Annotated in this window: 13 protein-coding genes; 5 read left to right on the top strand and 8 right to left on the bottom strand. The window is 36.0% G+C overall.

All coding sequences use genetic code 11. The features are described from left to right. Window positions 1-229: 229 nt before the first annotated feature. The 3 genes from asnB to C1634_RS14980 form a co-directional block, all read right to left on the bottom strand. Window positions 230-1,900, bottom strand: a complete 1,671-nt coding sequence (gene asnB, locus C1634_RS14990) for an asparagine synthase B (protein ID WP_103232759.1) — start codon at window positions 1,898-1,900, stop codon at window positions 230-232. Between the two features lie 319 nt (window positions 1,901-2,219). Beyond that, window positions 2,220-3,887 carry a GLPGLI family protein gene (locus tag C1634_RS14985; protein ID WP_103232758.1) on the bottom strand — a complete coding sequence of 556 codons (1,668 nt, stop codon included), beginning with the start codon at window positions 3,885-3,887 and terminating at the stop codon, window positions 2,220-2,222. 185 nt (window positions 3,888-4,072) lie between these two features. Further along, window positions 4,073-5,278, bottom strand: a complete 1,206-nt coding sequence (locus C1634_RS14980; RefSeq protein ID WP_103232757.1) for an RsmB/NOP family class I SAM-dependent RNA methyltransferase — start codon at window positions 5,276-5,278, stop codon at window positions 4,073-4,075. Window positions 5,279-5,740: 462 nt separating this feature from the next. On the opposite strand from C1634_RS14980, the gene C1634_RS14975 reads away from it, so the two are divergent. After that, window positions 5,741-6,085 (top strand): zinc ribbon domain-containing protein YjdM, encoded by a 345-nt coding sequence (locus C1634_RS14975; RefSeq protein WP_103232756.1) that lies wholly within the window; start codon window positions 5,741-5,743, stop codon window positions 6,083-6,085. A 295-nt stretch (window positions 6,086-6,380) separates the two neighbouring features. On the opposite strand, the gene C1634_RS14970 is transcribed toward C1634_RS14975, so the two are convergent. Beyond that, entirely contained in the window at window positions 6,381-7,316 is a 936-nt protein-coding gene (locus C1634_RS14970) for a sulfate/molybdate ABC transporter ATP-binding protein (protein ID WP_103232755.1), read from the bottom strand. A gap of 75 nt (window positions 7,317-7,391) precedes the next feature. On the opposite strand from C1634_RS14970, the gene C1634_RS14965 reads away from it, so the two are divergent. Both C1634_RS14965 and pheS read left to right on the top strand, forming a co-directional pair. After that, a complete protein-coding gene (locus tag C1634_RS14965) occupies window positions 7,392-8,051 on the top strand; it encodes a YceI family protein (RefSeq protein WP_103232754.1) in 660 nt (219 codons plus the stop codon). Between the two features lie 127 nt (window positions 8,052-8,178). Then, on the top strand, window positions 8,179-9,189 hold the full coding sequence (pheS, locus tag C1634_RS14960; protein WP_109738699.1) for a phenylalanine--tRNA ligase subunit alpha: 1,011 nt from the start codon (window positions 8,179-8,181) through the stop codon (window positions 9,187-9,189). Between the two features lie 281 nt (window positions 9,190-9,470). Here pheS and C1634_RS14955 read toward each other — a convergent pair whose 3' ends face one another. Further along, window positions 9,471-10,241, bottom strand: coding sequence for a DUF3108 domain-containing protein (locus C1634_RS14955; RefSeq protein ID WP_103232752.1), 771 nt, complete (start codon window positions 10,239-10,241; stop codon window positions 9,471-9,473). A gap of 153 nt (window positions 10,242-10,394) precedes the next feature. Between C1634_RS14955 and C1634_RS14950 the strand changes: the two genes are divergently transcribed. Together C1634_RS14950 and C1634_RS14945 are read left to right on the top strand one after the other, a co-directional pair. Further along, window positions 10,395-11,450, top strand: a complete 1,056-nt coding sequence (locus C1634_RS14950) for an NAD(P)/FAD-dependent oxidoreductase (RefSeq protein ID WP_109738698.1) — start codon at window positions 10,395-10,397, stop codon at window positions 11,448-11,450. Window positions 11,451-11,462: 12 nt separating this feature from the next. After that, window positions 11,463-11,792, top strand: a complete 330-nt coding sequence (locus tag C1634_RS14945; protein ID WP_103234879.1) for a 2Fe-2S iron-sulfur cluster-binding family protein — start codon at window positions 11,463-11,465, stop codon at window positions 11,790-11,792. Between the two features lie 63 nt (window positions 11,793-11,855). Here C1634_RS14945 and C1634_RS14940 read toward each other — a convergent pair whose 3' ends face one another. The 3 genes from C1634_RS14940 to C1634_RS14930 all read right to left on the bottom strand — a co-directional run bounded on the left by C1634_RS14940 (window position 11,856) and on the right by C1634_RS14930 (window position 13,447). Next, window positions 11,856-12,224 carry a hypothetical protein gene (locus tag C1634_RS14940; RefSeq protein WP_103234880.1) on the bottom strand — a complete coding sequence of 123 codons (369 nt, stop codon included), beginning with the start codon at window positions 12,222-12,224 and terminating at the stop codon, window positions 11,856-11,858. Between the two features lie 17 nt (window positions 12,225-12,241). Continuing rightward, window positions 12,242-12,823: an LOG family protein gene (locus C1634_RS14935; RefSeq protein WP_109738697.1), complete on the bottom strand. Its 582-nt coding sequence runs from the start codon at window positions 12,821-12,823 to the stop codon at window positions 12,242-12,244. A gap of 204 nt (window positions 12,824-13,027) precedes the next feature. Beyond that, complete coding sequence (locus C1634_RS14930; protein WP_109738696.1) at window positions 13,028-13,447, bottom strand: hypothetical protein; 420 nt, start codon at window positions 13,445-13,447, stop codon at window positions 13,028-13,030. Window positions 13,448-13,459: the final 12 nt, after the last annotated feature.

Below are 13,459 nucleotides of genomic sequence, written 5' to 3'. Positions count from 1 at the left end.
TTAGATATTATTTTGGATTGTCAGTTAAATTATGCTATATTATTATCGTTAATTCAAGAAAAAATCCTGTATTGCTACAGGATTGATAAATTATAACTGAGGGAGTTAGCCGTTGTGCCTGATTCTCAATAGGCAGTTGTTGCCATGTAAAGTGAATTGTGAATTATTTTACACGATGAAAATTTACAAATGCAACGAATTGACGATTCATAATTGGCTAATCTATTCTCTACTCGTATGACGTTTCATGTACCTTCACGGCTCTTCCGCTTGGGTCATTCATTTTTTTGAAAGCTTCATCCCATTCCAGAGCGATAGGAGTGGAGCAGGCTACAGATGGCACAGATGGCACAGTAGCGGCAGCGGTTTCACTTGGGAAATGTTCTTCAAAAATAGTTCTGTATCGGTATTCTTCTTTGTTCTGAGGAGTGTTTAGCGGGAATCTGAATCTTGCGTTAGCCATCATTTCGTCCGTTACTTCTTTTTCAGCAACTTCTTTTAAGGTATCGATCCATGAATAGCCTACACCATCTGAAAATTGTTCTTTTTGTCTCCATACAATAGAATCTGGAAGCATATCTTCAAAAGCTTTTCTCAATACCCATTTTTCAATTTTTCCTTCAGCAGTATTGATCATTTTATCTTGTGGGTTAAGAGTCATCGCAATATCCATAAATTCTTTATCAAGGAAAGGAACTCTGCCTTCAATACCCCAGCTCATCAATGCCTTGTTGGCTCTTAAGCAGTCGTACAGGTGAAGTTTACCCAGTTTTCTTACCGTTTCATCATGGAATTCTCTTGCATTGGGAGCTTTATGGAAATATAGATATCCACCGAACAATTCATCAGAACCTTCTCCCGAAAGCACCATTTTGATTCCCATAGATTTGATCACTCTTGCCAGAAGATACATCGGGGTGGATGCTCTGATCGTGGTCACGTCATATGTTTCAAGGTGATAGATGACATCGCGTATGGCATCCAGTCCTTCCTGAACCGTAAAGTTGACTTCATGATGAACAGATCCTATATGTTTTGCTGCTTTTTGAGCCGCTGCCAGATCGGGAGAACCTACAAGTCCTACAGCAAAACTGTGAAGTCTTGGATACCATGCTTCCTGTGTATCTCCGCTTTCAATTCTCTGACGGGCATATTTTGCAGTAATCGCTGAAATCACCGAAGAATCTAAACCACCTGAAAGAAGTACTCCATAAGGCACATCACTCATCAATTGTCTGTGAACGGCATCCTCAAGACCTTTTCTCAACTTTGCGATATCTGTTTCGTTTTCTTTTACCTGATCAAAACTATCCCAGTCTCTGGTGTACCATTGCTGAAGATCAGCACCGTCTTTGCTGTAAACAAAATGTCCCGGTAGGAAGGTGTCTATTTTTTTACATACCCCTTCAAGAGCTTTCAATTCGGAAGCTACATAATAGTTTCCGTTTTTGTCCCACCCCTGATATAGAGGGCAGATTCCCATATGATCACGGGCGATAAGATAAACATCATTCTCAGTATCATATAATGCGAATGCGAAGATCCCGTTCAGTTTTTCAACGAAATCTTTTCCGTATTTTCTATAAAGAGCCAGAATAACCTCACAGTCAGACTGGGTCTGAAACTCATAATCAGGAAATTCTTCTTTTAATTCTCTATGGTTGTAGATTTCGCCGTTGACCGCTAATACTACTTTCCCGTCTTTTGTAAATAAAGGCTGTTTTCCAGAGGTAGGATCTACAATGGCAAGTCTTTCATGAGAGAAAATTACTTTTTCGTCCTGAAAAACTCCACTCCAATCCGGTCCTCTGTGACGGATTTTTTTTGACATTTCTAAAATCTGAGGTCTTAATACTTCAGTTTTTTGCTGGGCGTCGAATAAACATACAATTCCACACATAATTTTTATTATTTATGGAACAAATGTAAAGGTGATGTTTATGAATAACAATAAAAAATATTTAAAAACGAATTTTTTTAATCAATTTATGTTTTTAAGTTAAAAATTTTAACTATTTATTGAAATTAACAGGTGTTTGATTAATTTTTTTTAGTTGGCTAAAATTCATGCAATATCATACGAAATAAAAATGACATATTTATTAATCTATGGTAATTTATTATATGAATTTTAACCCTTACTTTGTGGCTCGAAATAATTTTTTTTCATCATTTGTGTTTTTACCTTCTTGCAATTCTCATGCAAGAAGGTTTTGTTTTTATTGGACTCCCAGTAACGTTCCCGAAACATTCCATGAGCTGAAACTTGTTCCTTCTGTAGGACCCTGTGGAATTTTTACCTGAATTGTATGTTTTCCCGCTTTCAAATCTCCAAGAGGAATGAAATTAGGATTGGTAACCGTTCCCGGGCACCAGTTTGATCTGCTGAGGTCTGATGAAGAAAGCCCGTCCGGGAAATTTCCCGAAGCAGGGTTATAAAGACGATATGATCCGCAGTCTGTTCTCCATGGTACAAATGAAAATACCGGTTTTTCATCAACAAAAATAGAATTGGCTTTTGGAACGAATTCATCTCCGTTTTCCCAGCCTCCATGTCCGGTAGTGGTATATCTTAGCTGCGCATTTTTCAGATCTTTATTTAGAGTGAAACTAACAAGCAGTCCTTTATCCTGATTAAACATCGTAGAATAGTCCTGCCCAGCCATTTCCATAATATTTAAAGTATTAAATAAAGGGATGGCGATATTATTTTTATAAATATTCTGATCACTCTTGTGAATGGTAATATCAAGACTTACTTTGTGTCCTCCTTTATCATAATTGCCAATGAATGTACCCACCCAAAGCTCTTTTCCTGATAATGCAGGTTTCAGCTCTGTGATATCCTCTCGGTAAGGGCTGATCGTCTGCCAGGTTTTTCCTTTAAGCTGAATATGATTGAACTTCTGGATTCCAAAAGGGGTAAAGAATCGCATCATTTCCATAGCAGGACTGTAGACATCTGTAGTCGTTATTCCGTAATACTGCTTTCCATTTCCGTTTTCGTAGACGGGAAGTGTTTTTGCTCCTTTTTCCAATCCATCAAAAAAAGACTTTTCTTTATCCTGTGGAATAAAAAATACAGTTCCGGTTCTGTCATAGGCATCTCCGTTCGACTGTTGTTTCAGTTCTACAAAAATGTTTTCACCTTCTGTAATAGCAGGAAATTTTATCTTTTTAAGAATAATGGTACCATTAGCATATCTCCTGATCTGGTCGTCGGATTTGGAGGCGTCAGAGAAATTGATCATTTCATTTTCAAAAACGTTCAGGGTGATGAATCTGCTTTTCCAAAGAAGGTCTTTGTACCCCAGCTGATCGGTAGTTTGTATATTTCCTTTCAGGATATTTTCAATTCCTGTATTTTTAATTTTCTTAATGGAACTGGCTGTAACTAAAGAGTTTTTATTTCGCTCAACTTCCAGAACCAGCCCTAAATTCTGTCCCAAAACAGAAGGTCCGCCTTTCAGCTTCAGGTCATTTGTATACCAGACTTCAATGGTATTTGAATTAACCTTTGTAACGGCTTTTTTACAGTTGTATCCTAAGATTTTTTTTGTTTCATTGGTGAGTTCAAAATCCTGTTTTCCTACAGACTCGGCATCCGATGTTGAAATAATGGATTCTGGTTTTAAAAAAGCATACGAAACAATTGTGTTTAATGGCTTTTCAACCTTAGTGATTTCATAAGGAAAGTTGCTTTTTTGTTCTTTGATTGTACTGTTGAGGATGAAATTTTCTTTCTCATTAACCCAAACTATGGTGGAGGGCTGGTCAGCAGTTGTTTTTCCGTTATATGAACTGGTATACTGAATTTCGTAGGTCTGTGCAGAAAACAGACAGTATAAAAAAACAGCTAGAAAGTTGAAAACAATTCTTGTATGCATAAATAAATGAGTTTACTGCAAAGTTATTATAAACTTTCCACAGCATCATACGGTTTTAATCTATACAGTTAGTAGACAATGTAGTGGAAATGTTACAAAAATTGTTACATTTTTTTGGAAAATCTTTAAAACAAAAAAAACTACTCCAAAAAATAGAGTAGTTTTATATATTTCATTGGTTCAGATTAAGAAACTCTCTCAATCAAAGCCATATAGAATCCGTCATACCCTTGGCTAGGCATTACTTTTTCATCTTTAACCATTTTGAATCCAGGATTGCTTTTGATGAATTCTTCTACCTGCATATTGTTTTCAGAAGGAAGGATAGAACACGTTGCGTATACCATTTTTCCTCCTTTTTTTAGCATTTTAGAATAGTCCTGAAGAATTTGTTGCTGTTCTTTTTTAATTCTGTCAATAAAGTCCTGATCAATTTTCCATTTACTGTCCGGGTTTCTTTTTAAAACTCCAAGACCTGAACATGGTGCATCGATCAAAAGTCTGTCTACTTTTTCGTGAAGACGTTTGATGACTTTGTTGTCAGAAATCATACGGGTTTCAATATTGTGAGCACCTGCTCTTTTTGCACGACGCTTCAATTCAGCTAATTTCCACTCAAAGATGTCTAATGCTATGATCTGACCTTTGTTTTTCATGATTGCTGCCAAGTGAAGTGTTTTTCCTCCTGCACCTGCACACGCATCCACCACTCTCTGGCCTTCTTGTACATCAAGGAAATAACCGATCTTCTGAGAAGAGGCATCCTGAACTTCAAATAATCCTTCTTTGAAAGCTGTAGTAAGGAAAACGTTTTTCTTTTCTTCCAGCTGAACAGCATCAGGATAATTTTTAATAGGAAAAGCTACGACTCCCTCATCAGAAAGATCCGAAATAAGTTCCTTAGGAGTTGTTCTTAATGAGTTCGCTCTTAAAACCGTAGGAGCCTGCTCGTTCAGAGCAAGCATTTCTCTTTCCCAGTTAGCCCCCAATTCTTTTTCAAGAGTTTCAGCCAGCCATTCAGGGATAGAATGTTCTATTGCTTTTGTAGGAACACTATTCTTTTTAAGCTTTGTAAGAATATCGGCGATTTTGATTCCGTCAAATTCTTCAAATTTTTTATAATTGGTTTTGCTCCAAAGCAAATAGGCGATGATGAGTTTGTAGATATTGTTAGGTTTCACCCCTTCACCCATATAGTATTCAAGGCGTTTTTTCCAACGGATAATATTGTAAAAAATTTCAGAAACAACAGCTCTGTCCTGGCTTCCCCATTTTCTGTTTGCTTTCAAAAGTCTTTCAATAACTTTATCGGCATATTTGTTTTTCTCAAAAAATGTCTCCTGTAGGGCATCGTGAATTCCGATTGCCAAGTTTCTGTGAATAAGTTCCATAAATTTGCTTCGCTGTTTGAATCTGCAAAAATACGACTTTTAATTGAGAGTTGAAGATTGAGTTGATGAGTTTGGGAATTGTAAGAGTTTAGAGTGGGGGAGTAATGCGATCTGATCTAGTATTATTGATGTAAAGTCAATCTGTTTTTTGATTTTTTGAGTGTAGAAATACATTTTAATGCTGAATTTGTAAATATTTTCCGAATATTTATATTTTTTATTTGTTGACAATAGCCTTTCCCTTTAGAACAAATAAACTTATGTTTTTGCTTAATGAAAAATATTTGCTAACAAAATATACACTGTTCATTACTATACTTTATTTTCTTTGTAGCAAGTTTATTTAATTTACATTAATTCACTATATTGTGTTATATTAATATATGCTTATTATCTATTATACTGAGCTTTATCTCTTGACTTCAACCTCTAAAAAGCTCTACCTTTGCAAAAATTAAAAATATGAGTGATACAGTACTTTGTCCGAAATGCAGCTCCGAGTTTACCTATCCGAGCGATAATATGATGGTCTGTTCCCAGTGTTTCCACGAATGGAACCCTGAGGAGGTCGTTTCTGAGGCAGCCAGCGAAGGAAAAATATTGGATTCAAACGGAAACGAACTTCAGGATGGAGATTCTGTAGTGGTAGTAAAAGACCTTCCTGTAAAAGGAGCGCCAAAACCTGTAAAGGCGGGTACTAAAGTAAAGAATATCCGTTTAAGACCAGGAAGTGATCATAATATTGATTGCAAAATTGATGGTTTCGGAGCAATGGCTCTTAAGTCAGAGTTTGTAAAGAAAGCATAAGAAAACGTTGTTTTTTTATGCCATAAAAATAAGAAAAGGAAAAAATTGGACAGTGTAATCTTTCATAAGACTTAATTGCAAGATTGCTAATGTCCGTCTGGAAGGCAGAAAGAGAAATAACCAAAAATTTCCTTATGCTTTGGAGGTACAAATGTAAGAAAAAGTTTTATAACTGATTCTTATGTTTGTACTTTTTTTATGGGTAAGTATAAGAAAATGTAGATCTTATATGATGTATACTGAAAAGTAAAATCGTAAATAAAGACTCATCTGGTAAGCAAATTTGTCTTTCGCTTTATATAAAAGAAATAGTAATCAATCCCTCTAATTTTTCATCAGTATAAACCACTATTTCTTTATTCCTTGCTTTAATTTTATTCCAATAATAGTTTCCTGCAAATCGGCTTTCAAGGACTTCTGCTTCGAGACCGGTTTCGGTGATTTTTATTTCTTTAGGGTAATAGGAGAATTTTGAAAGCTGGAAATCTTCAGCTTCAGTTTCGCTGAAGATATTTACTTCTCCGAATAATTTTGCAACATAAGAGTTGTAAGGACGTTTGTAAGTTTCTTCCGGACTGTCATTTTGAATCAGTCTTCCGTCCTGTAAAATAACGATCTGATCCAGCCATGGCATAATATCCTTAAGTTCGTGAGTAGAGATGATTAAAGAAACGCCATGCTGCTTTACATATCTGAAAAGACGTTCTCTGAGTTCAATTTTTCTCGGAAAATCCAGATTGCTGAAAGGTTCATCTAAAATCAGAAGTTTTGGAAGTACAGACAGGGCTCTGGCAATGGCCACTCTTTGCTGTTGCCCGCCGCTTAAATATTTGGGAAGTACATTGGCGAATTCCTGAAGTCCTACTACCTCAAGAAGTTCCGCTACGGTTTCTTTTTTTTGTTTTAAATTGATATTCGAAATAAACTTCCCTACATTTTCGGCAACGGTAGCGTAAGGCATAAGATCAAAATTCTGTGCTACGAATTTCATTTCTGCTTCTCCGGGAACGAGGTTTCCTTTCGGTCCCAAAAGTCGTGTTCCGTTAAAAATAATTTCTCCGCTTTCCCAATCAAGAAGACCATAAATAAGGTTGAGAAGAGTAGATTTTCCGCATCCGCTTTCTCCCGCAAGTGCTATAATTCTGTTTTCTTCAAACCTTAGGTTAAGGTTCTGAAACAGGGGATTTTCTTTGGTGTGAGAGAAAAATAAATTGTTTATTTCTAATAGCATATTACAAATGTAAGGTTTTTATGAAAACATAATTTTTTTTATTATATTAGCGGAACTAATAAAAATAAATCAAAAATGAGAAAAAAACTGTTTTCGTTAGCGATTCCTGCGTTATTTATTGCTGCTGTAATGGTTTCTTGTAAAAAAGATAAACCGCTTACCAGTGAAAGTAATGAGGTGACAACTACCAAAGAAGGTAGCCAGTTCACTTTGGATACGTTAAACAGTAAGGTTGAATGGAAGGGATATAAAGTATTTAAATCTGAAAATACGAGCCATTTTGGAACAATCAAGTTTGAAAGTGGAGATGTGACGGTGAAAGACGGAAAACTGGAAAGCGGAAAGTTCGTTGCTGATATGAATTCATTAACTTCTGTGGACTTGAAAGACAGCCCGGAAGATTTAGGAAAATTAAATGGTCACCTGAAGAGTGGTGATTTCTTTGAAGTTGAAAAATTCCCGACAGCTTCTTATGAAATTACAAAAGTAACTCCGGCTACGGAAGGAGATTATAATACTCTTTTAGAAGGTAATTTAACCATTAAAGGAATTACAAAACCAGTTCAGTTTAAGGCTAATGTTTCTGTGAAGGATGGAGAGGTGAGTGTAGCTACTGAACCGAAAGATATCAAGAGAGAAGAGTTTGGGGTGAAGTTCCAGGCTCCTGCTGAAAACGGTGTAATTAAAGATGAGGTAACTCTTCAGATCAGCGTTAAAGCTTTAGAAAAGAAATAATTTTTTTATTTAAGTGAAATAAGTGATTGAAGTCTGCCTCCCGAAAAAGAGGCAGATTTTTTTATAACGGACTTATTTTTAAACTTAAAAGTCGTATTTTTGCAAAACATTTTGAAAGGGTAAAATAATGATAGAAAAGATAGAAGAACTACTGATCGAAGTAAATGGCTTCAATGCTAGCTCTAAGGAAGATATCGAAAACTTCCGAATTAAGTACAACGGTAAAAAAGGGGTTCTGAATGATTTTTACGAAACATTAAAAGAAGTTCCTAACGACCAGAAGAAAGATTTCGGACAGAAGATCAATACTTTAAAACAAGCAGTTGCTGTAAAATTGGAAGACTTGAAAAGCTCTTCTGAAACTTCTGTTGTGGTAGAAAAAGAAGATCTTACAAGACCTGCTTTTCCATTGGATCTGGGCTCAAGACACCCGATCAATCTTGTTAAAAACAGAATTATCGAAATCTTCAAATCAATTGGCTTTGCAGTAGCAGACGGTCCTGAGATTGAAGATGACTGGCATAACTTTACGGCGCTTAACCTTCCGGAATATCACCCGGCAAGAGATATGCAGGATACGTTCTTTATTGAGCAGAATCCGGATATTCTTTTAAGAACGCATACTTCTTCCGTACAGACTCGTTATATGGAAGAAAATCAGCCGCCAATCAGGATTTTATCTCCGGGAAGAGTTTTCAGAAATGAAGCGATCTCTTCACGTTCTCACTGTATTTTCCACCAGATTGAGGGATTATATATTGATGAGAATGTAAGCTTTGCAGACTTAAAGCAAACGATTCAGTTCTTTACCACTGAGCTTTTCGGAAAATCTAAAATCAGAATGAGACCTTCATTCTTCCCATTCACTGAGCCAAGTGCTGAAATTGATGTGTATTGGGGATTAAACTCTGAAACAGATTACAGAATTACGAAAGGAACAGGATGGCTGGAGATCATGGGATGTGGAATGGTAGATCCTGCCGTACTGAAAAATGTGAATATCGATTCTGAGAAATATTCAGGATATGCATTCGGAATGGGAATTGAAAGAATCACGATGCTTCTTTACCAGATGAGTGACATCAGAATGTTCTTCGAAAATGATATCAGAACACTGGAACAATTCAAAACACTATAAAAAATCAAACCTCCGGAGCTCCGGAGGTTTTTGTTTTTAATTACTGACCTAAGAAACAAAACGTAACTAAAAACTGATCTTTATTGAAAAATTTACACGTGTCTGTTTCTTATGCCCATACTTTGAATCAACTGCTGTCGAAACGAAGTATTGACATGCTGCAGCTCTTTTGTCTGCCTCTATCATTAAGACAATCAATATTAACATTCTATTACATTGAACATAAAAAAGCCTGTAAAATTATTTACAGGCTCTATATTTAAAAAAAAAATAATGATTCTTTATTTGCTAAATTTTAAAGGATATTTTACATTTTTATAATCATCAATACTTGCTTTCAATGAACCTACTGCCAGTTCAGCTTTCAATAGCATAGGAAGGTGATTGGCATCGTTGGAAACCCACATCGTTACCCCTTCTTTTTCTTTAAATACTCTTCCGCTTTTTACGGATGGAATAATCTTTAAGCAATTGATGGTACCGAATTTTGTATTTAAATTTTCTGTTCCTGTTACTTTTAACTGAAAAGGAAACATCTCGTCATCAATCCATACATTCATATTGATGATGGTTCCCACTTTCAATTCATCCGGGCTTTTACTTCTTAAATAGTAAAAACAGGAAAGCATATCCTGAACACCTTTTACAGATTTTAAAACCTTAGACCCATTGGCAGGCGTCTTTTTATCCGTTAAAATCAAAGTATTATTATCGTGATTGAAAACCGTTTCAAAATGCTGGCGGTAGCTTCCTTCACGTACATTTCTGACATAAAAGCTTGGTAAACCTGTCTGTGTATTGATAAAGCTTTCATATAAATCTTCCACTTTGAAGAATGCTTTTACAGCACCCGTAGTCTGCCCTGTCCCTTTTACATAGAGATGGGGTACCCCTTTGTAGTTCGTTTGCTTTGTGGTAAGGTTCGCAGTTCCTGCATTAAGGAAACCGTAGTGAATTCTAAGAGTGATAGATTCGCCGTCTGCGATGTTATCAATCTGGGCCGAACCTAAAAAGAATATAAGTACTGCAAAAAGGTTTAAAATTTTCTTCATAACAAGACATTTACAAAAACGTTGCCAAATTTAAAATCTTAATTGATAGATATTTGACAAATCTCAGGTTTTTATTTAGAATCAATTAAATATGCTTCGCATTAAAATTAGTAAATTTGCAGCTACATGTATAATTAAATTATCTTAAAGATTATGATAACCACTGATATATTGATCATAGGTGCGGGGCCTACAGGACTTTTTGCAGTTTTTGAAGCTGGTTTACTAAAAATGAAGTGTCATATTATTGATGCGCTTCCACAGCCGGGAGGGCAGTTGGCAGAACTTTATCCTAAAAAACCTATTTTCGATATTCCAGGGTATCCTTCAGTAAACGCTGGAGAATTGGTGGATAATTTGATGGAGCAGATCAAGCAGTTTCAACCTGGATTTACTTTAGGTGAGACCGCTGTTTCTTATACAAAGGTAGATGATGAGTGGTTTGAAGTGATCACTAATAAAGGAACTGTTCACAGATGTAAAGCAATTGCAATCGCGGGTGGATTAGGGACATTTGAGCCTAGAAAACCTGCTTTCGACAATCTTGCTGATTATGAAGAAAAAGGTCTTGAATATTTCGTTAAAGAGCCTGAGCATTTCAGAAACAAAAAAGTAGTAATCGCCGGAGGTGGAGATTCTGCTTTGGACTGGAGTGTTTTCCTTTCCAATGTTGCGAGTGAAGTGACATTGATTCACAGAAGAAATGAGTTCCGTGGAGCTTTGGATTCTGTAGAGAAAGTTCAGGATCTGAAAAACCAGGGAAAAATTAAATTAATCACTCCTGCTGAAGTTACTGGTGTTAAAGGTGACGGAAAGGTTGAAGCGATTACCGTACAGGTTGATGGACAGGACGCTTACGATATTGAAACAGATTATTTTATTCCTTTATTCGGGTTGACTCCAAAATTGGGTGAGATCGGAAACTGGGGATTGAATATCGAGAAAAATGCAATTGTTGTAAACAATGCTCTTGATTATCAGACAAACATTGACGGAATCTACGCCATTGGAGATATCAATACATATCCTGGAAAATTGAAGTTGATCCTTTGTGGTTTCCACGAAGCTACTTTAATGTGTCAAAGTGTGTACAACAGATTAAATCCAGGTAAAAAATTCGTTCTAAAATATACAACCGTAAGTGGTGTAGACGGATTTGACGGAAGCCGTAAAGAAGCAGAGAAGGCAGTTGTGAAAAAAATTGACTAGTTTTGCAGAATTATGTCAGATGTTAATATTAAAATCACCGACAGAGAAGGTGTAACCCACGATGTCGTAGCTCCTACGGATATGTCCATGAATCTAATGGAAATTATCCGTGCTTATGAATTGGCAGAAGAAGGTACTATTGGTGTATGCGGAGGAATGGCGATGTGTGCTTCATGCCAGGTATATGTAATTAATGATCCCGGTTTGGAAACAATGGGAGATGAAGAAGATGCAATGCTTGCTGAAGCTTTCCATGTGAAAGAGAACAGCAGATTGGGATGCCAGTTACATATTGCCGATGCCATGGAAGGGCTCGAAGTGGCAATTGCTCCTTATCCTTAGAAAATATTTTTTAATCTTAATAAGAAACCCGCCCGAATTTTCGGACGGGTTTTGTTTTTATATTTATTTCTGAGAACATATATACTCGTGTCTGATTAGAGTGTCTTCTTTAATGATTTCTAAGTAACTTTCACCTTCATTCTTTATAAAGTAATCTCCCGGTTCTATTTCATCTTTATAGGAAATCCACCATTGACCGTTGTCATAACATTCACAAGGCTGATTGCTTTCAGGAATAGTTCCCTTTAATTTAAGAGATTTTATACCTTCAATACTTTCGACTCTAATTTTACATTTTTGCTTCTTGACTCTTTCCATCGCAGTCTTACAATCTTCCATAAAATAAGAAGAAAGAGCAGGAACAATAACGAGTATAGTTACAAATACTGTGGCAACTCCAAGCATTTCTTTATTAACGTTGTAGTTATTCATGTGAAAGATTATAAAACTTAAATTTCTTCCTTAGAAATCACTTTCCAAACTGTAGGAGCTTGATAGTTTCTCATCTTTTCCAACAGATCTTCAATAGTATCGCTCACTAGGAGCATATCTTTGTTGACCTGCTTTAAGAATTCTTTATCCACCATGGTTTGAATCAATTTGATCAGATCATCATAAAAACCATCAATATTCAAAATTCCGATCGGTTTTTTGTGAAGCCCGAGCTGTGCCCAGGTGATCATCTCGAAGAGTTCTTCCAGTGTTCCATAACCGCCTGGTAGTACGATGATTCCATCACAGAGTTCATTCATTTTGGTTTTTCTTTCATGCATGGTTTCCACGATGATGAGCTCTGTCAGATTTTTGTGGGCAATTTCTTTGGTTTGTAAAAACTGGGGCAGGACTCCGATTACCTTACCATTTTCACTTAAAGCCCCATTGGCTACTGTTCCCATTAAGCCGGTTTCCGAACCGCCATAAACGAGTTGTATATCTTGTTTTGCTAAGGTTTGTCCCAGCAGGAATGCCTGTTCTTTGTAAATGTCATGCGAGCCGAAACTTGAGCCGCAGAATACGGTGATACTTTTCATAGTATATGATTTGTTTTTATTCTTTTGTTTAGATGCTTCGACAGGCTCAGCATGACATCTCTAATACTAACTGTTTTTTTTAGAGATGAATTTTTAACAGCGTCATGCTGAGCCTGTCGAAGCACCTTTATAATTAAATAAAAATATTTAGATTAAAAACTAAAAATATCCAAAATCATAAGACTTTGGATATTTAATATTAGTTTATTCTATTTTGGTTATTTCCCAGGTACCTTTCACTGCAAAAAGAAGATGAAATAATCTGTTGATGAAATCAGCTCCTTTAAATTTCCAATGTCCGGAATAAGAGTTTTTAAGATTTGATATGCCAGTATAATAGATGGGTTTATGTTTCTCATATTCATTTTCTATCCTTTTCCCGTTCATAGACACTGTTGTTTTTATAGGCATTTGCTTAATGAATTCTATGTTTTTATCATTAATCTTTCCTTTGATGGTTCCTATCCCCCTGGTTCCATAGTTATGATCATTATCCTGTACTGTTCCTATAAAATTTTCACCATCAAACTCTGTTATTTTTAATAAGAATTCAATTTCCTTATCATATAACTCAGAGCTTTGCCTGACGCTGTATTTATATTTTCCTTTCCAGGTTCCAATCATAACTTTTAATGT

The organism is Chryseobacterium viscerum (assembly GCF_002899945.2).
Lineage (GTDB): Bacteria > Bacteroidota > Bacteroidia > Flavobacteriales > Weeksellaceae > Chryseobacterium > Chryseobacterium viscerum.
The sequence above is the reverse complement of the archived record's forward strand: the minus strand, read 5'-3'. Positions and strand labels throughout refer to the sequence as shown.

What these genes read in the sequence shown, in the direction of transcription:
- asnB (WP_103232759.1), bottom strand. Translation starts at nt 1,900, where the DNA reads ATGTGTGGAATTGTATGTTTATTCGACGCCCAGCAAAAAACTGAAGTA.
- C1634_RS14985 (WP_103232758.1), bottom strand. Translation starts at nt 3,887, where the DNA reads ATGCATACAAGAATTGTTTTCAACTTTCTAGCTGTTTTTTTATACTGT.
- C1634_RS14980 (WP_103232757.1), bottom strand. Translation starts at nt 5,278, where the DNA reads ATGGAACTTATTCACAGAAACTTGGCAATCGGAATTCACGATGCCCTA.
- C1634_RS14975 (WP_103232756.1), top strand. Translation starts at nt 5,741, where the DNA reads ATGAGTGATACAGTACTTTGTCCGAAATGCAGCTCCGAGTTTACCTAT.
- C1634_RS14970 (WP_103232755.1), bottom strand. Translation starts at nt 7,316, where the DNA reads ATGCTATTAGAAATAAACAATTTATTTTTCTCTCACACCAAAGAAAAT.
- C1634_RS14965 (WP_103232754.1), top strand. Translation starts at nt 7,392, where the DNA reads ATGAGAAAAAAACTGTTTTCGTTAGCGATTCCTGCGTTATTTATTGCT.
- pheS (WP_109738699.1), top strand. Translation starts at nt 8,179, where the DNA reads ATGATAGAAAAGATAGAAGAACTACTGATCGAAGTAAATGGCTTCAAT.
- C1634_RS14955 (WP_103232752.1), bottom strand. Translation starts at nt 10,241, where the DNA reads ATGAAGAAAATTTTAAACCTTTTTGCAGTACTTATATTCTTTTTAGGT.
- C1634_RS14950 (WP_109738698.1), top strand. Translation starts at nt 10,395, where the DNA reads ATGATAACCACTGATATATTGATCATAGGTGCGGGGCCTACAGGACTT.
- C1634_RS14945 (WP_103234879.1), top strand. Translation starts at nt 11,463, where the DNA reads ATGTCAGATGTTAATATTAAAATCACCGACAGAGAAGGTGTAACCCAC.
- C1634_RS14940 (WP_103234880.1), bottom strand. Translation starts at nt 12,224, where the DNA reads ATGAATAACTACAACGTTAATAAAGAAATGCTTGGAGTTGCCACAGTA.
- C1634_RS14935 (WP_109738697.1), bottom strand. Translation starts at nt 12,823, where the DNA reads ATGAAAAGTATCACCGTATTCTGCGGCTCAAGTTTCGGCTCGCATGAC.
- C1634_RS14930 (WP_109738696.1), bottom strand. Translation starts at nt 13,447, where the DNA reads ATGATTGGAACCTGGAAAGGAAAATATAAATACAGCGTCAGGCAAAGC.